The 21,674-nt window shown below is 67.0% G+C and carries 13 protein-coding genes and 1 pseudogene; 5 read left to right on the top strand and 9 right to left on the bottom strand.

Annotated features, from left to right (window positions below; genetic code table 11):
• The first annotated feature begins 70 nt into the window (after window positions 1–70).
• Both ASG60_RS22310 and ASG60_RS21030 read left to right on the top strand, forming a co-directional pair.
• Window positions 71–840 (top strand): IS5 family transposase gene (locus ASG60_RS22310; RefSeq protein WP_156398973.1). Its coding sequence is split into 2 segments (ribosomal slippage): window positions 71–386 and window positions 386–840, totalling 771 coding nucleotides; the frame shifts between segments, so codons are not numbered across the junction.
• Between the two features lie 498 nt (window positions 841–1,338).
• Window positions 1,339–2,708 (top strand): annotated as a pseudogene (locus tag ASG60_RS21030) (IS1182 family transposase); the annotation flags it as partial.
• 518 nt (window positions 2,709–3,226) lie between these two features.
• On the opposite strand, the gene ASG60_RS21025 reads toward ASG60_RS21030, so the two are convergent.
• The 3 genes from ASG60_RS21025 to ASG60_RS21015 are packed head-to-tail and all read right to left on the bottom strand — an operon-like array spanning window position 3,227 to window position 5,906.
• Window positions 3,227–4,663 (bottom strand): pilus assembly protein TadG-related protein, encoded by a 1,437-nt coding sequence (locus tag ASG60_RS21025; protein ID WP_056174285.1) that lies wholly within the window; start codon window positions 4,661–4,663, stop codon window positions 3,227–3,229.
• On the bottom strand, window positions 4,645–5,361 hold the full coding sequence (locus ASG60_RS21020) for a TadE/TadG family type IV pilus assembly protein (RefSeq protein WP_056387670.1): 717 nt from the start codon (window positions 5,359–5,361) through the stop codon (window positions 4,645–4,647). Before ASG60_RS21020 ends, ASG60_RS21025 begins: the two co-directional genes overlap by 19 nt.
• Complete coding sequence (locus ASG60_RS21015; protein WP_056174289.1) at window positions 5,361–5,906, bottom strand: TadE/TadG family type IV pilus assembly protein; 546 nt, start codon at window positions 5,904–5,906, stop codon at window positions 5,361–5,363. The genes ASG60_RS21020 and ASG60_RS21015 overlap by 1 nt, the downstream gene beginning before the upstream one ends.
• A 197-nt stretch (window positions 5,907–6,103) precedes the next feature.
• Between ASG60_RS21015 and ASG60_RS21010 the strand changes: the two genes are divergently transcribed.
• Entirely contained in the window at window positions 6,104–12,013 is a 5,910-nt protein-coding gene (locus ASG60_RS21010; protein ID WP_056387667.1) for a DUF3320 domain-containing protein, read from the top strand.
• A 19-nt stretch (window positions 12,014–12,032) separates the two neighbouring features.
• Here ASG60_RS21010 and ASG60_RS21005 read toward each other — a convergent pair whose 3' ends face one another.
• Complete coding sequence (locus tag ASG60_RS21005) at window positions 12,033–13,106, bottom strand: DUF808 domain-containing protein (RefSeq protein ID WP_056174951.1); 1,074 nt, start codon at window positions 13,104–13,106, stop codon at window positions 12,033–12,035.
• Between the two features lie 142 nt (window positions 13,107–13,248).
• On the bottom strand, window positions 13,249–14,595 hold the full coding sequence (locus tag ASG60_RS21000; RefSeq protein ID WP_056387665.1) for an L-serine ammonia-lyase: 1,347 nt from the start codon (window positions 14,593–14,595) through the stop codon (window positions 13,249–13,251).
• A 373-nt stretch (window positions 14,596–14,968) separates the two neighbouring features.
• On the opposite strand from ASG60_RS21000, the gene ASG60_RS20995 reads away from it, so the two are divergent.
• Entirely contained in the window at window positions 14,969–16,003 is a 1,035-nt protein-coding gene (locus ASG60_RS20995) for a cysteine synthase A (RefSeq protein ID WP_056387661.1), read from the top strand.
• 127 nt (window positions 16,004–16,130) lie between these two features.
• Window positions 16,131–16,655: a hypothetical protein gene (locus tag ASG60_RS20990; protein ID WP_056387657.1), complete on the top strand. Its 525-nt coding sequence runs from the start codon at window positions 16,131–16,133 to the stop codon at window positions 16,653–16,655.
• Window positions 16,656–17,151: 496 nt separating this feature from the next.
• Here the strand turns inward: ASG60_RS20990 and ASG60_RS22305 are convergent, their stop codons facing one another.
• From ASG60_RS22305 to ASG60_RS20970, 4 genes are all read right to left on the bottom strand, one after another.
• Complete coding sequence (locus ASG60_RS22305) at window positions 17,152–17,886, bottom strand: Crp/Fnr family transcriptional regulator (protein WP_082479408.1); 735 nt, start codon at window positions 17,884–17,886, stop codon at window positions 17,152–17,154.
• Between the two features lie 639 nt (window positions 17,887–18,525).
• Window positions 18,526–18,786: a hypothetical protein gene (locus ASG60_RS20980; RefSeq protein ID WP_056304845.1), complete on the bottom strand. Its 261-nt coding sequence runs from the start codon at window positions 18,784–18,786 to the stop codon at window positions 18,526–18,528.
• A gap of 384 nt (window positions 18,787–19,170) precedes the next feature.
• Complete coding sequence (locus ASG60_RS20975) at window positions 19,171–20,427, bottom strand: Zn-dependent hydrolase (protein ID WP_056387654.1); 1,257 nt, start codon at window positions 20,425–20,427, stop codon at window positions 19,171–19,173.
• A gap of 93 nt (window positions 20,428–20,520) precedes the next feature.
• Complete coding sequence (locus ASG60_RS20970; protein WP_056387652.1) at window positions 20,521–21,549, bottom strand: ABC transporter ATP-binding protein; 1,029 nt, start codon at window positions 21,547–21,549, stop codon at window positions 20,521–20,523.
• Between the last annotated feature and the right edge of the window lie 125 nt (window positions 21,550–21,674).

Genomic DNA, 21,674 nt, shown 5'->3' with positions numbered 1-21,674 from the left:
TCTAGGGCCTGTCGTCGCCTGAACAGATTGGCTGGGCTTGCGTTTTCGTCTCTCTGATGGAGGAGGGACGATGCTGAGCAACGCGCAATGGGCTGATCTGGAGCCTCTGGTTGAAGCCTGCCGGCCCAAGGCCAAAACGCCTCCGCAGGATCTGCAGCGCACGCTCTCGGCCATCCTTTGGCGGCATCAGAACGGAGCCAAATGGCGGGCTATTCCCGAGGAATTGGGACCCTGGTGRCGGGCTGCCCAGATCTTCATCCGCTGGTCGCGTGCCGGCGTCTGGGAGCGGCTTCTTCACCTCGTGCAGGAGCGCGGTGTCCAACTCGGTATGGTGTTCCTCGACGGCACGAACGTTCGGGCGCACCAAAAGGCGGCGGGAGCCGCCAAAAGGGGGGATCTGCAGCCGAGCGAGACGCTCGTGAAGCTGTTGGCCGCTCGCGTGGCGGGTATGGCACCAAGGCTTGCGTGATCGCCGACGGGCAGGGCCGCGCCATCGCCTTCCGGCTGGCGCCCGGTCAGGCCCATGAACTTCCTCACGCTGTTCCCCTGCTCGACCAACTCCCGGGGGTGCCCAAATGGGTCGTAGGAGACCGCGGCTATACCAGCCACGTCTTTCGCGAACACATCTGGGATATGGGCGCTCGGCCTGCGATCCCGCCTCAGCGCCACGAAGCGCCCGTGGCCTGCCCGGATTGGATCTACAACAACCGTAACCAGGTCGAGCGTCTCTGGGCCAGGCTCAAAGAGTGGCGCGCCATCGCCACCCGCTACGAGAAGACTGCCGTCAGCTTCATGGGCGTCCTCTCCCTCGCAGCCGCCCTCGATTGGCTCAAGCGATGACACGCCCTAGTGCGGTGTCCGATCGGCTTGGATCGGCCGTCTGGGAGAGCGGTGGACNCGCCATCGCCACCCGCTACGAGAAGACTGCCGTCAGCTTCATGGGCGTCCTCTCCCTCGCAGCCGCCCTCGATTGGCTCAAGCGATGACACGCCCTAGAAGCTGCCACCCATCCCGCGAAAGCGGGTTCGTTGATCGAACGAAGCTGTGTGAAAAGCGGATGCCACGCTGCGGCTGTCCGGCCGTCTGGGAGAGCGGTGGACAGGCTTTTTCGACCACCTCCATCTTGGTCGTTGCAAGATCGCAAGGAAGCTCAATGAAACCTGCGTCGTTGCTCGTTCGATCTCTTACGCTCAAACATCGAACGATGATCAGCGATTTCTAGCTATATAAATTTGATCTGATGCGCTTCGTCTTAGACTTCTTCTCCAACGGATGCCCGGGATAACACGCTTTGTCGAAGCTGCAGATCGTCACTAAGATGACCGACCTCCTGATTGCCTGGACGATTGCGTCACGCACGATAACCCGAACCGCGTCATCGAAGCGTTTGTCGACGAATTGGATCTCGCAGCCCTCGGCTTTGCCGGCGTGAGGCCCGCCGCGACCGGCCGACCGGGCTATCATCCCGCGACGCTGTCGAAGCTCGACCTGAACGGTACCTGGACCAGATCCCGTCGAGCCGGCGCTTGGAGAGGGAGGCCGGCCGCAATGTCGAGCTGATGTGGCTGATGGCCGCCTTGCACCCGACTTCGATGCGATCGCGGACTTCCGGCGCGAGAACGGGGACGCGCTTCGCGCCACCTGCCGGCACTTCGTGATGCTCTGCCGGCAGGTCGGCCTTCTGGCCGGAGGCGCCGTGGCCGTTGACGGCAGTCGGTTCAAGGCCGTGAACACGCGCGACCGAAACTTCACCCCGGCCGCGGTCTGAAGGCCCTTCGAGCAGGTCGAGACGCGCATCGTGCGCAACCTTGCGGCCCTCGATACCACCGACCGTCAGGAGGCCGATGTGGCGCAGCTTCGAACCCCAGGCCTGAAGGAGCGGCTTCCCGCACTCCGGGATCGGTTGAGCACGCTGCAGGCGATGGAGACGCTCGTGGAGGTCGCGCCGGACCGACAGATCCCGCTGACCGACCCCGATGCGCGGGCCATGGCGACGAACGGCAAGGGCACCGGGCTCGTCGGCTACAACGTTCAGGCCGCGGTGGACACGAGGCATCACCTCGTCGTCGCCCATGAGGTGACGAACGTCGGCCACGACCGCATCCAACTCGCCAACATGGCAGGCCAGGCGCAGAGCGCCATCGACCAGGAAACCGTCCAGGTCCTGGCGGATCGCCGGTACTTCTCCGGCGAGGAGATCCTGGCCTGCGACCGAGCGGGGATCGCGGTCACGCTGCCACAGCCGATGACATGCGTGCGAAGGCCGAGGGCCGCTTCAGCAAGCAGGACTTCGTCTACTGGGCGAGCGACGACACATACCGCTGTCCGGCAGACCAGACGCTGACCTGCCACTTCGAGGGGGTCGAGAACGGGATGACCCTGCGGCGCTACTGGATGTCAGCCTGTCCTGCTTGCCCGATCGAAAACCTTTGTACACCCGCCGAGCAGCGGCGCGTCACACGTTGGGACCATGAGCACGTGCTGGAAGCCTTCCAGCGCCGGCTCGACGAGAACCCGAACGCGATGCGTGACCGGCGCCAGACGGTCGAGCGCGTCTTCGGCACCCTCAAAGCCTGGATGGGAGCGACCCGCTTCTTGACCCTGGGGCTGAAGAACGTGGCGGTGAGATGAGCCTGCAGGTTCTTGCCTACAACATGAAGCGAGTGATCGCGATCCTCGGTGCCGGTCCGCTCATCGCAACCATCCGGGGGAAAGCCCGGCTTCTCTGCGGAACGCGCTGTCAGGTCCTTCCAGACCTCCGATGCGTTCTCACACAGCCTCCAGCGTGAACGAACGTTCATGACAACACCGGAACTGAGGCACCACCCCGCCTTGAAGACGGCGCCCTGATTGGTATTTTACATATGAACGTAGCCAGTAATGGCGTGTGGAACGTTCGCGAGAGGGCGTACGGCCTGTTTTCGAAAAATGTGGTGGATTACCCACCCTTTCCGCCGGTCTCGATAAAAGGTCAGTAATTACGATAGGTTACTGAAACGCAACGGCTTCGTACGCCCCGGCTGGTACATATGCCTCTACCAATGGGTCGTCCCTGGAAGAATCACAGCAGCGGTGTCTACTACGTTCGGAAGGCTGTACCAGCCCGGCTGGATGGCCTCGTGGGCAAATCACGCGAAAAGGATAGCCTCGGGACACACTATCCGGGGGAGGCCCGTCGGCGTCATACCGAGGCCGTCATCGAGATCGAACGGCGGTCGCTCAATAATCAACGGGTCAGGCGGGCGACCTGGAGAGCTTGATCGAACATGGCATTGAGCGACGCCGTGATGTCAGCGGGGGTGTTCGCCGTGTAGAAGAATCCGGGAGACGCGCAGCTCCGCAATGGTGTCGCGAGACCAGGGCTGAATCCGTTCACTAGATTGTTTTCTCTGGCGACATCTCCTCCGAAGTCCTGGAACTTGATGATATTGTACGGAATATAGAGCACCGACACGGTCGCGCCGGCATTCTTCAAGTCGGTGCACTTCGATGGGTCGATCTGCTTCGGCTTCGATCCATCCCAACGTGCATTGGGATACAGGAGAAATTTTGACGGATCGCCAGGGTAATAACGCTTGATTCCAAGCAGCAGGGAGTGGTTCTGATCATTCTGCATTCCATCCGTGATCAGGAACACAAACGGTTTGCGAGAAGTCGCTGCCGTGCCGTCGCCGAATGTCGCGATTGTGGATTTCATTTGGGGCAACACCGTTTCGAAATGCGTTCCCCCGCTCCCAGTCCCCGTGCTCGGATCTCCGTTAATGAACAGTTGCGTGCTGCCAGTGTCGAGAAGGTTCGTCAGAGCGAGAGGCCAGGGTTTACTGCATTGAGCGGTTGTGCTGAGGGTCGCAAGGTCGCTCGTAACCCCTGCCAACGTCGCCATTTGATTGATGAACGGATACAGGCCGACCCGGTACTGGTTGGGAACGAGGGGTAGGGCGGCTCTCCTGATGAGTGAACAAACGGCATCGTTGACCGCGTCAGAGCGCAGCTGAATCTTGCCCGCGGCAAGATCCCATCCGACACGGCCAGGAAAGTGGCAGGCGAATTGGCAGCCCTGCCTGTAGTTGTCTTCCTTCAGGTCGTTGTTTTTGAGGGCTAGCTTTTCCATTCCCTCGTCCGAGGTCGGCAACCCCATCGAGCCGGACACATCAAGGAGCAGGTAGAAATCGAGATAGCTCGCGATATCCGCCGAGGCCGTCACCGTGTTTGAAATCAGCGTCGTAGGCGTCCCAAAAATCGGCCCGATGGTATTCTTGACGGTGGCCGAATAGCTCACCACTGCGGTCAGGGTTTGCGCATTGCGGCTTACCTGAGGTGTTGCAAGTGTGACTTGACCGAAGGTGATATTGCCCATGTTGGCGTTGAATGCGTTGACCGCTTTGGTGGTGCCGGCTGCGAGTGCGTTGGCCGAGACATTGGTCTGGCCGGCATTGCTGGAAATGTAGGCCTTGGCCGTGACGACCGCCGCGATGGCGGCGGCGTCGGCGGCCATGTCGAGCTTGGTCTTGTTGCTGGTTGCGATCCCATAATCGACTCCAAGACCGATCATGCCGATGATGGGGATCAGGCTGAGGCCGAACAGAACCGGGATACTGCCTCGACGCGAAGCAACGAGGGCCGCTCCGTGACCGCGAAGCCTGTTCACAGGAAGCCAGGACATTTCACAGCGATCCCATCGTCGTTCGTGATGTCGTACTTGATCTGCGTGGCGTAGCGCGGCTGCAGATAAATGGAGCGTGCAATGCGCACGGGCGCGATGAACGTGGCGCCGAACGTCGGGCGGAATAGAAACACGACGTCGACGGCGATGATGGAATCGGGTCCGAAGACGGATCGCGGAAGCGAGGTCCTCGAGGGCGCTGCGGCATCGGCGGCGGGACTCTGCGGAATCGCGCAGGGGCGATAATTCCCGCCGGCGGTCCCCATGCTCGTCCAGGCGACATTGGCCTGATAGCAGACGGTCGGATCGGAATTCGCCAGGCACGTCAGGATTTTCGGCGTGAAGACGATGCTGGCGAAGTTGATCGAGATGTCCTGCCACCATTCCAGATTTTGCTGAGGTGCATCCGTCATGAGATAGGGAAACAGGACCAGTGCCGCGTCGAAGCTGAAGTGCAGGTCGAGGCTGTTCACGGTGGCGATCGTCGACCCTTGGGGTGGGGCGGTCTGGGCGATCATCTGGCTGATCGAACTCGCGATCAGGTCGATCTTTCGTGATGCGTTCACATAGGTGATCAGCTGGATGCCGCCGGCCATGATGGCCAGGAAAACCGGCAGGATGAGTGCGAATTCGATGGCCGAGACAGCGCGCCGGTCACCCAGGAAGCGCCGCGTGGCGTGGAGTGGCCCGCGGGTCATCAGAATTGCTCGTTGCGGAACGCCGCCGATGAGACGGCGAGATAGGCCGGCGCGCCCCTGTAGACCGTCCCCCCGCTCAGCCAGGAGATGACCGCGACGGTGGGGAGCGTGATCGGATAGATAACCTGAAGATACTGAAAGTCGCCCCGAACACCGAGGGTGTAATTACCAGAACCGCTGGACAAATCGGGGATCAGCAAACCGCTCTTGTCCGGCTTCACGAAGGTATAATAGCCCGCTGGGCCGCCGGCCTTCGGAACCACATACAGATTGATGACGATGTTCTCGCAAGGAATCGGCTTCGGGAGATAGCTGCACAAGCTGGTCCGGAATGCCGAACTGCCCATCGATTGGGCCTGCGCAGAACCGGTTATGATCTGCCGGCTCGCTTGAGCGGTCGCGTAGTCGAGGACTTGGTTGAGATAAAGCACCAGGGCCGCACTCAGGATGAAGACGATCACCAGAATTGCGATAAGCGATACGATGGCGAACTCGACTGCCGTCGCGCCACGTTCGTCATACAGATATTGCTTCACCGTCCGCATGCGAGATTCTGGACTTACATATGTGAAGATCCGGTGAAAACCGTCGGCATCCGCCCCGCATCGTGCCCAATCCGCTTTTGAAACGCAGCGAAGCCGCGTGATCTTCTAAACCGCCCCTTCACCGAGAACGGTGTAAGGCACCGCTTGCACAACCTCAGGATGAGCCCCAAAAGACGTTTCCGAGGAGGGAGCGGACGGTGTCTGACGGGTTCATCGAGATCGGATGCGAGGGCGCAGAGCACGTCAGCCTTGCCGCTCATGCGAACGCGATCCCCGTGCTGCGGGAGATCGTCGTCCGCAACGGCCTTGCGGCGGATCTGAGCGAGATCGCGCTGCGGATCGAGAGTCGGCCGCCAGTTGTGCGACCCCTGATCCTGAGAATCGACCGGGTCGCGGCTGGCGCCAGCCACACTGTTTCGACATCCGACATGCGTCTCGACGCGGCCGCCCTCGCCGGCTTCACCGAGGCGAGCCACTTCGATCTCGTCGTGAGCCTGACGGAGGCCGGCGGCGCCGTGGCCGAGACCGTGCGGACCCTGCGTTTACTGCCGCCGACCCATTGGGGCGGGGCGGCCAGCGCCCCGGAGCTCCTCGCCGCCTTCGTCCGTCCCAACGACCCGGCCGTCGACGGCATCTTACGGGACGCCGCGACGAAGCTCCGGGCGGCCGGCCGCTACCCTGCGTTGAACGGTTACGCGGATGGCACGAAGGCGCGGGTCTGGGAAATGGCGGAAGCGATCTGGGCGGCGCTGGCCGACCGGCGCCTCGCCTACGTTCTGCCGCCGGCGAGTTTCGAGCAGACCGGGCAGAAGGTTCGGGGGCCATCCGACATTCTGGAGCGCCGGGTCGGCACCTGTCTCGACCTGTCGCTCCTCTACGCGGCGTGCCTGGAACAAGCCGGCCTCGGCCCCCTCGTCGTCCTGACGACGGGGCACGCCCTGGTGGGCCTGTGGCTGACGGATACGGCGCTGCCGGGCGCCGTCCTCGACGACATGCAGACCTTGCGCAAACGGCGGGTTCTCGAGGACATGATCCTCGTGGAGCTCACCCTGCTGACCCGAACGCCGCCGGCTCGGTTCGAGGCGGCCGTGAAGCATGGCGCTGGCCAGGCGGAGGAGGGCGCGCCCGCCGACCTCGATGTCGCTCTCGACATCAGGCGCTGCCGCCGACACGGCATCCGTCCCCTCGATCTCGGCGGCGCCCGGCCGATCGATCCGCCGCCCGTCGAATTCGCGTCCCTGGACAGGGGGCTGTCCGATCCGCCGCCGTTCCGGGACGAGGAGATCCGCCGGGTCGAACCTACGCCCGCCGGGCCCGTCGACCGCCTCGAACTCTGGAAGCGCCGGCTCCTCGACCTCACCCTCCGCAACAAGCTCCTGAACTTCAGACCCGGCAAGGCTTCCGTCACCCTCGCATGCCCGGATGCGGACACACTGGAAGATCGCCTCGCCGCCGGGCACGCCCTTCGGTTCATGCCCGCGCCCGAGGCCCCCGAGGGTCAAAGCACGAATGCGGCGCCGAGGTTTCGGTCGGACGACGCCCGGCGCCAGGAGGTTGCCGCGGCCCTCGCCGGCGACGATGTCCACACGACGTTAACGGCGGACGAACTCGATCGGCGTCTCCTCAATCTCTATCGCCTTGCCCGCAACGGCTTCGAGGAAGGCGGGGCCAATATTCTGTTCCTCGCCGCGGGCTTCCTGTCCTGGACGCGCAAACCCGGCGAGGCGGCTCACCGCGCTCCCCTGCTTCTCATCCCCGTCGCCCTCCAGCGGTCGAGCGCGCGGGCAGGGTTCCGCCTCACACTGCATGACGACGAGATTCGCATCAATCCAACGCTGATCGAATTGCTGCGCCAGGATTTCCGTCTGTCGCTGCCCGAACTTGAGGACGACCTGCCGCGCGACGGCGCCGGCATCGATGTCGCCGCGATCATCCGAACCGTGCGCGGCCACGTCCGTGACCTCAAGGGCTGGGAGGTCGTGCCGGACGTCGTCCTGTCGACCTTCTCGTTCACCAAATTCCTGATGTGGAAGGATCTCGTCGACCGAGCCGACCTCCTCAAACGCAACCCGGTCGTGCGCCACCTCCTCGAGACACCGAAGCACGCCTATGGCGACGGTACACCGTTCCCAGAGCCGGGTCGCCTCGACGCCGAGCACCCGCCCGAGACGGTGCTCGCGCCGCTCTCGGCGGATTCCTCGCAGCTGTCCGCCGTGATCGCGGCGGGCCAGGGCAAGGATTTCGTGCTGTTCGGCCCGCCCGGCACCGGCAAAAGCCAGACCATCGGCAACATGATCGCCCATTGTCTGGCACAGGGGCGCACGGTGTTGTTCGTCTCGCAGAAGACCGCCGCCCTGGAGGTGGTGCGCCGCCGCCTGCAGGAGATCGGGCTCGGCGATCACTGCCTCGAAGTTCATTCGACCAAGGCGCAGAAATCCAGCGTGCTCGCGCAGTTGCGGAAGGCCTGGCACGAGCGCGCGGCGCCGTCCCGGGCCGAGTGGGGCGCCGCCACGGGCGAACTCGGCATCCTGCGTACCGAACTCAACCGCCTCGTCACTGCGCTGCATCGTCGGCGCGAGAACGGAATGAGCGCCTACGAGGCCTTCGGCCGGGTCGTCTCCATGGGAACCACCGCCCCGCCCGTCACCCTGGCGTGGCCCGAGCACCGTGCTCACGATGCCACCACCCTCGCGCAGCTTCGGACCGCCTGCCGCGACCTGCGGCCCGTCTTGGCGGCCCTCGGTTCGCCCGTCGGCCATCCCCTGCTGGGCCTCATGGCGAGAGACTGGTCGCCGGCCTGGCGGGATGCCACCGCGGCGGCGATCACAGCGCATACGGATGCCCTGACCGCCCTATGGGCCAGTGGCCAAACCTTCGCGCGAGACCTCGGCCTGTCGGAGCTGCTGTCTACGGTGGCCGGAACGCGGGGTCTCGTCGTCCTCGGCGCTTATCTCGTTCGCCCGGAGGCGGCGTGCGGCGTCGCCTTCCTGGCCGATGCCACGGGCGACCTGCGCCGGGCCGTCGCCGCGCGCGCACGGTTCCAAGCCGCACGGGACGCGGGGCTGGCGCGGCTCACGGCCCACTACCGCACGGGCCTCCTCGACGCAGACCTGCCGGCGCTCCTCGACGATTGGGTAGCGGCAGAGGGCGCCAACTTCCTCATGCGCGGCGGCCGGCTCAGGCGCGTCGAGGCGCGGGTGAAGCCGTACGTGGATGGTCCGATGCCGACCGATCTCGGCGCCGACCTCGCCGGCCTCATCGCCGTCGCCCGCCATCTCCGGGCCGGGTGCCCGGAGGACGCTCAGCTTGCCGGCCTCGAGCCTCCCTGGAACCGGCCCGAGACAAACGCGGACGCGTTTCAGGCGCCCCTCGATTGGGCGGAGAAGATCGAGAAGCTCGTGGCGGTTCTCGGTCCGCAGACTCTCGGACCACAGACCGCCGGGCCCGATGCCCTGCGCGACCACCTTGTGCGGTTCGTTCGGGGCGAGGGGCGGGGGCTTGCCGAGGGGGGCGGCATCGCCCGGGCCTACCGGGCGTTCGGCCGCGACCGGGCTGCCGTCACGCGGACCGGAGCCGCACTGGCACGCCTCGCCGGCCGCAACGACCCCCAGGAGCCCATCGAGCCGGGGCCGAACTGGATCGACGCCACCCTGAGGCGGATCTCGAATTGGGCCGGTGGGCTCGGCCGAGCGCAGGCGTGGTGCGCGTGGCAGGCCGCCTCCGCGACCGCCCGTGCCGCCGGCCTCGCCCCGCTCGTCGATGGACTGGAAACCGGCCGGCTCACGCCCGACGCGGCCGAGCCGGCGTTCGAGGCCGCCTACGCGCGCTGGTGGATCGACCGGGTGGTCTCCGATGATCCCGTCCTCGCCCGTTTCCTACCCGAGCGCCACGAGGATGCCATCGCACGCTTCCGCGCCGCCGACATCCGGGTGGCCGATCTCGCCAAGCGCGTGGTCCGCGCCCGGCTCGCCGACGGCGTCCCGGCCCCCACCGCCTTCGGCGCGGATCCCGAATGGGGCACCCTCTCGCGCGAGCTGACGAAGAAGGCGCAGCACATGCCCCTGCGCAAGCTGTTCGCGAAGATGCCCAGGGCGCTGACCCGGCTGACTCCCTGCGTGATGATGAGCCCGCTCTCCATCGCCCAGTACTGGCCGCCGGATTCGACGCCGTTCGACGTGGTGATCTTCGACGAGGCCTCGCAGATCGCACCCTGGGACGCCATCGGGGCCATCGCGCGCGGCCGGCAGGCGGTGATCGTCGGCGATCCCGAGCAATTGCCGCCGACCAACGTCGGCGACCGGGGCGTCGACACCATCGAGGACGGGTCCGACGTCGCCGACCAGGAATCGATCCTCGACGAGTGCCTCGCCGCCAACATCCCGCGGCGTAACCTCGACTGGCACTACCGCAGCCGTCACGAGAGCCTCATCGCGTTCTCCAACGCCCGCTATTACGGCGGGCGGCTCGTCACCTTCCCATCGCCCGTCACCGACGATCGTGCGGTTCGCCTCACCCTGGTGCCGGATGGACTCTACGAGCGCGGCGGAGCTCGCGTGAACCGGCCCGAGGCGCGGGCCGTCGTCGCCGAGATCGTCCGGCGCCTGCGCGAGCCGGCCTTCGCCGTCGAGCGCCGGTCGCTCGGCATCGTCACCTTCAACGGCGAGCAGCAGCGCCTCATCGAGAACCTGCTGGACGAGCAGCGCCGGGCGCACCCCGACCTCGAACCGTACTTCGACCGTGACCACTGGCACGAGCCGGTCTTCGTGAAGAACCTCGAGAATGTGCAGGGCGACGAGCGCGACGCGATCCTGTTCTCCTTGGCCGTGGGACCCGATGCGACCGGCCGGGTCGGCAGTACCGTTTCCTCCCTCAACCGGGAGGGCGGGCACCGGCGCCTCAACGTCGCGATCACCCGGGCGCGCCGCGAACTCGTGGTCTTCGCATCCCTTCGTCCCGAGCAGATCGATCTCGGCCGCAGCGGTGCGCGCGGGGTGCGCGACTTCAAGCATTTCCTCGAGTTCGCCGAGCGGGGCCCAAGGGCGCTCGCCGAGGCGTTCGCCCCGACCGGTGGCGACGTGGAATCGCCCTTCGAGGCCGCCGTGATGGCGGCGCTGGCGGCCAGGGGCTGGACCGTCCACACCCAGATCGGAGTCTCGGGCTTCCGGATCGACCTCGGCGTCGTCCACCCCGACGCGCCGGGCCGCTATCTCGCTGGCATCGAGTGCGACGGCGCCACCTATCACCGCTCGGCCACGGCCCGCGACCGGGACCGTCTGCGCGAGCAGGTGCTCGTCGACCTCGGCTGGCGCATCCGCCGGGTCTGGAGCACGGATTGGTGGATGGATGGGGGCGGCGCCCTCGAAAAGCTCCACGCACGCCTGACGGACGATCTCAGTGCCGACCGCCGGCAGGCCGCCGAGGTTGCGGCGGCCGCCGAACCGCCCGTTCCCACGGTTTCCGAACCCTCGAGTCCTTCGCCGGCCGAGGCGTCGACCGGTGGCTCCGCCGATGCCTCGCTGCCCGAATCCGACGATGCTCCACCGGCGCGGCTCTATGCCGACCGCGCGACTTCGCCCGACCCGGCGCCATCGACCCAAGTGAGCTATCGCCTCGCCGATCCGGCCGCTATCGGCGTGCCCATCGAACCGGCCCGATTCCACGAACTCGCCTACCGGCCGGTCCTGGCAGCGGCGATCGCGCACGTCCTCGCCGTCGAAGCACCGATCTACGAGGATGTCCTCGTGCGCCGCGTCAGTCGCGCCCATGGGATCGCCCGCGTCAGCCCGCCCGTCCGCGACGCAATCCTCGATGGCATCGACCGAGCCATCGCCCGCACGGACGACGAGGGCCGCGCCCTGCTGTGGCCGCCGGGCGAGGCGCCAAGCCGGAGCCGGCCCCATCGTTCGGCCGATCCGGCCGTGCGCGGCCATTCCGAGACGCCGATGCCCGAGCTCGTCGCCCTCGCCAAAGCCGTGCCCGTCGGGACCCCGGACACCGACCGAGTCCGCCTCATGGCGCGCAGCCTCGGCATCTCCCGGGTCGAGGCCACGACGCGCGCCCGCTTCGAGCGGGCCATCGCGTTCATCGAACGCCCTACGCCCGACTGAGGCCGGTTGGAGCCTCGCCTCAATGCCCAGCCGACGCCGGCTCCGTCTTGCCCGACCCGAACAGAGCGCGGACCCACCGGACGAGGGGTGCCAGGACGAACTGCGCCACGGGAATCGTCAGGCCCCCGGCAACGAGACCGATCAGGCCCGACAGGGTTGCGGTGGTGAGCCATTCTGCGGCGGCGGCAACGCTCGGAACCGCTGTGGCCATCCACTTCGCCGCATCGTGGACGAGGTGGGCGGGGGCGGTGACGCCGAAATGCTCCAGGCCGTGTAGCAGGATGCCGCCGCCGACCCACAGCATCGCGGCGGTACCGAGGATGGCAAGGCCGCTGAGGAAGTACGGCATCCCGACCACGAGGGCGCGTCCGAACCCGCGTGTCACCGGTCGCAGGGCGCGGTCCGGGCCGGAGGCGGCCCCCGGTCCCGCGTCGCGCAGGCCCAGCAGCGTCGAGGCCGGGCGGTCGTTGGCGGCCAGCGCCACGCCCGCATCGTCCGCCTTCACGATGAGGGCGACGGCGCCGTAGACGAGGAGGGTCACGCCGATGCCCACCACGGCGAGGATCGCCGCCTGGGTCACCGTCGATTCCGTGGTGAGGGAGGCCAGCGTGAGGGCCATCACCTCGGCCGAGAGGATGAAGTCCGTCTGGATCGCGCCGCGCACGCGCTGGTCTTCCTGCGCCTGAGCATCCTGCGGGCCGGTGGCGACCGCCGCCGCGGGGGCATGATCGGAGGCCGGCACGAAGGCATGGAGGATCTTCTCGGCGCCCTCGTAGCAGAGGTAGAGTCCACCCAGCATGAGCAGGGGCGTGATCACCCACGGCACGAGGTAGCTGAGCAGCAGGGCGCCCGGCAGCAGGAACAGGAGCTTGTTCTTGAGTGACCCCACGGCGATGCGCCAGACGATGGGCAACTCGCGCGCGGCAGCGAAGCCCACGACGTAGCGCGGCGTCACGGCGGCATCGTCGATGACGATGCCGAGCGCCTTGGTGCCGGCCTTGCCGGCCTGGGCGACCACGTCGTCGAGGGAGGCCGCCGCCACCCGGGCCAGGGCCGCAACGTCGTCGAGTAATGCCAGAAGTCCGAAGCTCACAATCGTCCATCCCCGGTCCGGCGCCATCCGCGTCGCGCCCCGGACAGAGGCATGACACGGATCGTCGCATCCGCAAGCCGAAGCGTGCCGATCGCAACCGACAAAGCACTGTATCCTTCCGCAACCGGCGGGTGGCCCGACCTCAGCAGGCCGAGACGTTCACCGCGAGGCCCCCCAGGGACGTCTCCTTGTACTTGTCCTGCATGTCGGCACCGGTCTGGCGCATGGTCTCGATGACCTCGTCGAGGGAGACGCGGTGGATACCGTCGCCCCGTAGGGCCAGGGAGGCGGCCACCACGGCCTTGTTGGCCCCGAAGGCGTTGCGCTCGATGCAGGGGATCTGGACCAGACCGCCGATGGGATCGCAGGTCATGCCGAGATGGTGTTCCATGGCGATCTCGGCGGCGTTTTCGACCTGCTCCGGCGACCCGCCGAGGAAAGCCGCGAACCCGGCGGCCGCCATGGCGGCGGCGGAGCCGACCTCGCCTTGGCACCCGACCTCCGCGCCGGAGATCGACGCACGGGTCTTGATCAGCCCGCCGACAGCCGCGGCCGTCAGCAGATAGTCGCGCCCCCGTGCCTCCGACCAGTCGGGGCAGAAATCGCGGGCGTAGCGAAGGACGGCCGGCACGATGCCGGCCGCCCCGTTGGTGGGTGCCGTGACCACGCGACCGCCCGAGGCGTTCTCCTCGTTCACCGCGAGGGCGAACAGGCTGATCCAGTCGACGATCTCATGGGCCGGGCGCAGGTTGCGCAGGCGCCCGGCCGTCAGGTCCTCGTGCAGGCGTCGCGCCCGGCGCCGGACCTTGAGGCCGCCGGGCAGTTCACCGCCCTGGCGCAGGCCGCGCTCGATGCAGGCGAACATGGCCTCCGCGATGGCATCCAGGCCCTGATCCACGGCTTCGGGCGAGCGGGTCGCGCCCTCGTTGGCCCGCTGCACGGCGGCGATGGACAGGCCGGTGCGGGAACAGACCGCCAGGAGTTCCGCCGCACTGGCGTAGGGCAGGGGAAAGGCCGCCTCCGGTCCCGGCTCGGGCCCGGCTTCGGACACCACGAAGCCGCCGCCCACAGAATAGAACACCTGGGCGAGGCGGGAATCGTCCGCCGCATCGAGGGCCGTGAACCGCATCCCGTTGGTGTGGAGCGGAAGCACTTCGGTGAAATTGAACACGAGGTCGTGGGCGGGATCGAAGGCCGGGCCGCCGAGCCACAGGCGCTTGTCCCGGGCCGGATCCGCCACGAGACCCGCAACGGCGTCGGGATCGATCCGGTCCGGCGCATGCCCGAGGAGGCCGAGGGCCACGGCCACGTCGGTGCCATGGCCGCGCCCGGTCCAGGCCAGGGACCCGAACAGTTCGGCCCGGATGCGCGCGACGTTCGTCATGCCCCGGACGCGCTCGCGGAACCGCAGGGCCGCCACCATGGGGCCGACCGTGTGCGAGCTCGACGGGCCGATGCCGATCTTGAAAAGGTCGAAGGCACTGATCATCGGCGTGGGAATCCGGGTGGGTGACGGGGGCCGATGCGCGCGTCCTACGCCGTTTCGCGGACCCTCACAAAGCGAGACGGCGAGGCGGGGAGCAGGAAACGGGCCGCTCGTACGCCCCGCGCGGATCGTGGGCACGGAACGTATCTTCCCCGGGCGGCCGGGATCGGAGAACGGCCGCCTCCCGCCGCGGCGCCGGGACGGTCATTCCTCCAAAGATGAAATGCCGCCCGGGAAAGACCGCCCCGGCGCTTGAGATCGGGGCGGGAATCCTCGATTCCTTCCCATGCGCGCGTCGCGCCGGCCGGCTGTCGTGGGCGAGGGCGGATGGCGGCGAGTCGACGCGCGACGGATCTCCTACGGAACGGCACGCCCCATGACGCGGCATCAAGACATCCTCTCGGCCATCGGCGGCACGCCGCTGATCCGGCTGGCGCGCGCTTCCGAGGAGACCGGGTGCACGATCCTCGGCAAGGCCGAGTTCCTGAATCCAGGCCTGTCGGTGAAGGACCGCGCCGCCCTCTCCATCGTGCGGGACGCGGAGGCGCGCGGGCTCGTCCGCCCCGGCGGCACCATCGTGGAGGGCACCGCCGGCAACACCGGCATCGGGCTCGCCCTCGTCGCATCCGTGCGCGGCTACCGCACGGTGATCGTGATTCCCGAGACGCAATCGGCCGAGAAGAAGGAAACCCTGCGGCTCGCGGGCGCCCGTCTCGTCGAGGTGCCGGCGGTGCCGTTCTCGAACCCGAACAACTACGTCCACGCCGCGCGCCGCCTCGCCGAGGCGCTCAGTGCCACCGAGCCGGCAGGCGCGTTCTTCGCCGACCAGTTCGACAACGTCGCCAACCGGCAGGCCCATGTCGAGACCACCGGCCCGGAAATCTTCGCCGCCACGGACGGCGCCGTCGACGGATTCGTCTGCGCGGCCGGCACCGGCGGGACCCTGGCCGGCACGGCGCAGGCCCTGCGCGCCCTGAAGCCCAGCATCCGCATCGCGCTCGCGGACCCGGAGGGCTCGGCGCTGCACGCCTACTACACCGACGGCGCCCTGAAGGCCGAGGGCTCCTCCATCACAGAGGGCATCGGCCAGGGCCGGGTGACCCGCAACCTCGAAGGTTTTCGGCCGGACCATTCATTCCGCATCCCCGACCGCGAGGCCCTCGACCACGTCTTCGGCCTCATGCGCGAGGAGGGCCTCAGTCTCGGGGGCTCATCGGGCATCAACGTCGCGGGAGCGATCCGGCTGGCGCGGGAACTCGGTCCGGGCCACACCATCGTGACGATCCTGTGCGACGGTGCCGCCCGGTACGCCTCGAAGCTGTTCAACCCAGGCTTCCTGAGAGAGCGCGGCCTGCCGATCCCGGGCTGGCTCGAAGGGACGCCCGAAGCGCTCCCGGATTGGCGGGCGTAGGAATTCTTCGAGCGCGTCGTCGCTTCAAGAGTGCCGAACAGAACCGTCTGGTCTAAGGCTGAGCTGAGGGGAGCTACCGAAGGCCAGCCGTGATGCCGGACCGTCGGTAGAAAAAAAGAGGTGTAGCATGGTGGATCGCAGATCGTGGCTCCGGGCCGGCGCGTTGTCGATCGTTGCGCTATGGACCTCCTTGCTGGCCTTCCCGGCGACGGCACAGGGGATCGGCCTGCCCGACGGCGCCGAGGCCGCGGCAAGGCTTCCTCCGGGCGACGTGATGGCGAAGGCGCAGGCCCTTCTCGAGGTGGGTCGCGGAGACGAGGCGGCATTCTGGTTTTATGCTGGACAGTTGCGCTATCGGAGCTACCTGGCAGCGCATCGCGATCTTGATCCGACGGGGCACCCGGCTCTTTTCGCCGCGCTTATCGAGACGATTGGGCGGCCGGTGAACGAGTATGCCTTCGGCGACGTCACGAAGCTGGCAAGTACGATCTCGATGGTTCTGGAATGGGATCGGCGCTACCCCGATCCGTCGCTGGCTGGCGCTGGGCACGAAAAGACGCGAAACGGTCTCGAAGGCCTTCGAGAGCAGATCATGGCCCAGGCCGATAGCATCCGCCGCGAGCGGCAGCAGCGTGGATTGCCAAACCGGTAGGAGCCGCCGACGGGGCCACAGCGATGCCGTTCTATCAGGCATTCTAAGCGTGGCGGACTTCACCGGGCCAGCGCGACCAATCCGACCGTGACGCGCCGACCTCGGACGCCCGACCTCGAAACGTCCGCCGACAGGTTTGCATTCACGCCGTCACAACCTCGCCCGAGGCGGCCACACGAATACGGAGGATGGAACACACCTGCGAACCGGCGCATCCCTTGCCCCGGAGCGCCGAGTGTTGACCACGACACCACCACTCCCAACCGGTGACGGCGAAAAAGGTGGACGCATGCGCGGCCACGACTGGTCGGGCTCGCCGCTCCGACCTCCCGAGACTTGGCCCGTGCCCTCGGTGTGGTCGCCGGCCTGATGTTGGGATCGGCCTTTCCCGTGTTCGCCGCGTGGGAAGCGGCTGTCGAGTTCTTCGCCGAAAGCGGAACCCACGGGTTCGAATTGTTGCACAAGTCGTGTTGTGTCGAGGCTCCGGCGCGAACCCTCAAGCGGCGCGCGCCTCCGACACGCCCGGCATGACGTCGGCGTACACGGATTCGGGTAGCCCGTACGCACCCGCTGCCGTGCCGAGCAGTAGGGCGCGATCGCGGATCACGATCATGCCGCGATGGATCGCGACGGCTCCCCGGGCTACGAGGCCGTGCAGAGCCATCGTCACGCCGGCGCGGCGCACGCCGAGGATCAGGGACAGGAACTCGTGCGTCAGTGTGATGTCCTCGCGACCGAGGCGGTCGTGGCTCATGAGCAACCAACGGGCCAGGCGCTGTTCGATGGGAAAGCGCCCGTTGCACAGAGCCGTCTGCGCCACTTGGATCGAAAAGGCATAGGCGTAGCGCAGCAGATGCAGATGCAGGATGCGGTTCGCGGCCAAAGCCTCCTGAAAGTCTGAGGCCGGGATACGTAGAACCCGACATGGGATCTGCACGAAAGCATCGTACGGCGCCTGCTCGACTCCGTAAAGAAGCGGAAGGCCCGTCATACCCTCCGGGCCAACCAAACCCGTTTCCATTCCGATATCGCCTGGCGTTCGAGCGACAATAGAAATGATACCCGGGCCAGGAAAACACACATGCGAGATCGTCTCGAGGGACGTTTCGACGACATGATGCTGGTCCAGCGATACGGACGTGAGATGTGGAGCGAGCGCCTCGAATAGATCCGGCCGCAGATTGGCCAGAAGTCTATTCTGTAAACCGGTTTGATCGAGATGCGGGGGCATGGCGGGGCCTGTATCGAAAGGACTGTTTCATTTGCCTGTCGGGTACTGGGTTTGATCGTTTGAGCCAGATTCGGTATCCTTACTTAGATACCATTTAGAAAACTAATTCAAGTTAGAAAGTAGGAGGAATTTCATAGTAATTATTTCTTATTGAAAGGCTCGGTCCCGCAGCCTTGCAATGGAAATTGTCCACGTTTTACGCGCTTGCTGAACTTCCTACGCGAAATCTTGACGCTACTTGCCGCGCTGCGTGTGTGAGTGATCCGAACCGTACAAATGACGTTCGGCGATTGGACGCGGGCGTTCAGCCAGTCACGCGGAAAGATTCTATCGCGGGCGAATTCAGTCGATCGGAGAGGTCCGAGTCGCGAGGCCACCGGCGCCGCTCCGTCGCATGGAATGCGATCCGCACCATCGAAGCCGCACAGCTTTCGTTAAACCGACGATGCGGCTGCAGGGCAGAGATGAGCACCCGCAGAGGCGACGCTCCAATCCAATGAGGCGACACCGATTCGATGGAAACCCCGCCGGCCACGTGGCCCGGCTTCATCGATGCCTCCTCCACAGGCTTACTTCGCCAGTGGCTGGACTTCCGGATACTGGTTAGCCTCTGTGAAGCCCGTAAACTCCTGCGTGCGGTCAATTGCAGCCGATGCAGATGCCCTTGGTGATCTCGTTGTCTTTCTTCTGCTGATTCGTGAGCCGATCGGCATTCCGGTCGACTTCTCCACCCGTTGCGGCGCCGGGAGGCTTGGTCTGGCCGACCGAGGTGGTGTTGGCGGCGCGCGATGTCGTCGTGACATCCCCGCCAGTACCAGTTTCGGCCGGAGATTGTGCCACGGCGGCGCTGACGGTTCCGAAGGAGAGGATGAGGGCGCCAACGAGGAGTTTCGGTGTCACGGGCGTGGTCCTTGGCGAGGTGGAGCTGCTCCCTTCCAACGGGTACGGCGCAGGCCGGTTCACGAGCGTATGCGCGTTTTCGTGTGACACCACACACGGACCGATTGCATTTCCGGATCCAAACCGAGGAAGGCAGGCAATGCTGTCGCGGCTACGATGCCACGACCGTGGTCGGATCGCTACCGACCCCAGTGATCCGCGACAGTAATCGCTGTCAGCGCGATCGCCCCCTAACGCAATTCCGCCGGATCGGCCCGGGGGAGCGACGGCACGAACTGCCGGGGTTGGAAGCGGGCGCTTGTCAATCTGCACCTTGGAGCTTCGGCACGCGGCAGGGGGCGGCGGAGGGAAAGCGCGCCGCCGGTTCGTCGGTCCTCCAAGGCGTCAAGGCGCCGCCGGTGAGCTCGCGAGGGTCAGAACCGTCTGGAGCAGGAGGTCGGCCCCGGCGGTACAGTCGGCCTGCGTCGCCGACTCGGACTCGTTGTGACTGATGCCATCCTTGCACGGCACGAAGATCATCGCGGTGGGCACCCGGAGAGCGAGGTTGCAGGCGTCGTGCGAGGCGCCCGAGACCATGCGGCGGTGGGGCAGGCCGAGGCTCTCGGCGCCCCGCTCCACAAGGGCGACGAGGCGGGGATCGAACGGCACCGGCTCCTGGCGCCACACGGCGTCGAGGGTGATGGCGAGGTTGCGACGTGCGGCGATCTCGGCGAGCGCCGCGCGCAGATCCGTGTCGATGGCGTCGAGGGTCGCGGCATGGGGATCACGCACATCGAGGGTGAAGCGGACCCGGCCGGGGATCACGTTGCGGGACGGCGCGCCGATCACCGCCTCGCCCATGGTCGCGACAGCGCTCGGGCCGTGCGCGTGGGCGATGCGCTCGACGGCCAAGGCCACTTCGGCGAGGCCGGTGAGCGCGTCGCGTCGGCGCGGCATCGGCGTGGTGCCCGCATGGCTCTCGAATCCCGTCACCGTGCCGTCGAACCAGATGATGCCCTGGCCGCCCTCCACCACCCCGATGGTCTTCTGCTCCGCCTCCAGGATCGGCCCCTGTTCGATGTGAAGCTCGACGAAAGCGCCGATGGCCCGTGACCCCGTAGGTTCCGTGGCGACGATGCCGAGGCGGGCCAGGGCCTCCGCCACGCTGATCCCATCCGCATCCGCCCGGGCGAGGATGTCGGTCACCGTGAAGGTGCCCACATGGGCGGCCGACGCCATGGTGGCGGGGGCGTAGCGGGAGCCCTCCTCGTTGGTCCAGTTAACGAGCAGAATCGGCGCCTCCGTCTCGATACCCGCATCGTTGAGGGTGCGGACCATCTCCAGCCCCGCCAGGGTGCCGAGGATGCCGTCGAAGCGCCCGCCCGTCGGCTGGGTGTCGAGGTGCGAGCCCGTGGCGATGGGCCGCCGGCTCATATCCCGGCCCGGCCTGAGGGCGAACTGGGTGCCGAGTTCGTCGGTGCCGACGGTCAGCCCGGCGGCCTCGCAGGCGTTGCGGAACCAGTCGCGGACCTGCCCGTCCTCCAGCGACAGGGTGAGGCGGTTGATGCCGCCCGCCGGGGTTCCGCCGAACGCCGCCGTCTCCATGAGGGTGGACCAGAGGCGCGCGCCGTCCACGCGCAGGTTGTGCCGTGCCGTGCTCATGCGGGCTCCTTGTTCGCTGATCGATGAGGGCTCCCCCACGAAGGGAGACGCGCGCACCCGTGGCCCCCGTCCGAAGGCCAAGGACCGGCCGGTCTAGTGAGCCGCTTCGAGGACCCGTGCCCGGTCGCCCTGGAACGCGGCCTGCGCCGTGTCCGTACGCCAGCACGCCGCCCGGTGTCCCGGCGCGACGGCGACGTCCGGGGGGGCGTCGACGTGGCATCTTTCCTCCGCGAGGAAGCAGCGCGGGGCGAAGGGGCAGCCAGGCGGGCGGTTGGCGAGGTCCGGGGGCGAGCCCGGGATCGTCTTCAGACGCGAGCCCTTGGCGAGCGCCCCGTCGGCGCGGCTGCGCAGGAGGCCGATGGTGTAGGGGTGGTGGGGGTTGAGCACCACGTCGCGGGCGGAGCCCTCCTCGACGATCCGGCCGGCATACATCACGGCGATGCGGTCGGCGACCTCCACGGCGGCGCCGAGGTCGTGGGTGACGAAGAGCGTCGAGAGGCCGAGTTCGGCCTGCAGCTCGCGCAGGAGCAGCAGGATCTGGATCTGCACCGTGGCGTCCAGCGCCGTGGTCGGCTCGTCGGCGAGCAGCACCTGCGGCCGGCAGGCGAGCGCGAGGGCGATCATAGCGCGCTGGCGCATGCCGCCCGACATCTCGTGCGGATAGGCGTCGAGGCGCCGTTCCGGGGACGGAATGCGGACGCGCTCGAACAATTCGAGGGCCCGCCGCCGCGCCGCCTCGGCGCCGATGGTCTCGTGCTGGCGGATCGCCTCGGTGATCTGCTTGCCCACGGTGTAGACCGGATCGAGGGCGAGGAGCGGCTCTTGGAAGATCATCGCAACTTCCCGTCCCCGAAGGGCGCGGAGCGCTTTCGGGGACAGCCTCATGACATCCTGGCCGGAGACCAGGATCTCCCCTTCGATCCGCGTCTTGCGTTCGGGGTTGAGCCGCATGATGGCACGCAGGGTCACGCTCTTGCCGGAGCCCGATTCGCCGATCAGCGCCACGGCCCGGCCGCGCTCCAGGGTGAGATCGACCCCGTCCACGGCCTCGACCACGCCGCCGAACACCACGCGGAGGCCCCGGATGGCGACGGCGGGCTCCTTTGCGAGTCCGCTGCTCATGGGCGAGCCCTCCGGGCTATCGTGGGGTGCAACCGGCTCCCTCTCTTGGAAGGAGAGGATTGGGATGCGGTGTGATCCATCTCCGAAGAGGTCAGACACCTCACCCTGTCCCTCTCCTTGCAGGA

It is taken from the genome of Methylobacterium sp. Leaf469 (assembly GCF_001424745.1).
Classification (GTDB): domain Bacteria; phylum Pseudomonadota; class Alphaproteobacteria; order Rhizobiales; family Beijerinckiaceae; genus Methylobacterium.
This window is presented reverse-complemented; position numbering and strand designations above follow the sequence as displayed.

What these genes read in the sequence shown, in the direction of transcription:
- ASG60_RS21025 (WP_056174285.1), bottom strand. Translation starts at nt 4,663, where the DNA reads ATGTCCTGGCTTCCTGTGAACAGGCTTCGCGGTCACGGAGCGGCCCTC.
- ASG60_RS21020 (WP_056387670.1), bottom strand. Translation starts at nt 5,361, where the DNA reads ATGACCCGCGGGCCACTCCACGCCACGCGGCGCTTCCTGGGTGACCGG.
- ASG60_RS21015 (WP_056174289.1), bottom strand. Translation starts at nt 5,906, where the DNA reads ATGCGGACGGTGAAGCAATATCTGTATGACGAACGTGGCGCGACGGCA.
- ASG60_RS21000 (WP_056387665.1), bottom strand. Translation starts at nt 14,595, where the DNA reads ATGATCAGTGCCTTCGACCTTTTCAAGATCGGCATCGGCCCGTCGAGC.
- ASG60_RS20995 (WP_056387661.1), top strand. Translation starts at nt 14,969, where the DNA reads ATGACGCGGCATCAAGACATCCTCTCGGCCATCGGCGGCACGCCGCTG.
- ASG60_RS20990 (WP_056387657.1), top strand. Translation starts at nt 16,131, where the DNA reads ATGGTGGATCGCAGATCGTGGCTCCGGGCCGGCGCGTTGTCGATCGTT.
- ASG60_RS22305 (WP_082479408.1), bottom strand. Translation starts at nt 17,886, where the DNA reads ATGCCCCCGCATCTCGATCAAACCGGTTTACAGAATAGACTTCTGGCC.
- ASG60_RS20975 (WP_056387654.1), bottom strand. Translation starts at nt 20,427, where the DNA reads ATGAGCACGGCACGGCACAACCTGCGCGTGGACGGCGCGCGCCTCTGG.
- ASG60_RS20970 (WP_056387652.1), bottom strand. Translation starts at nt 21,549, where the DNA reads ATGAGCAGCGGACTCGCAAAGGAGCCCGCCGTCGCCATCCGGGGCCTC.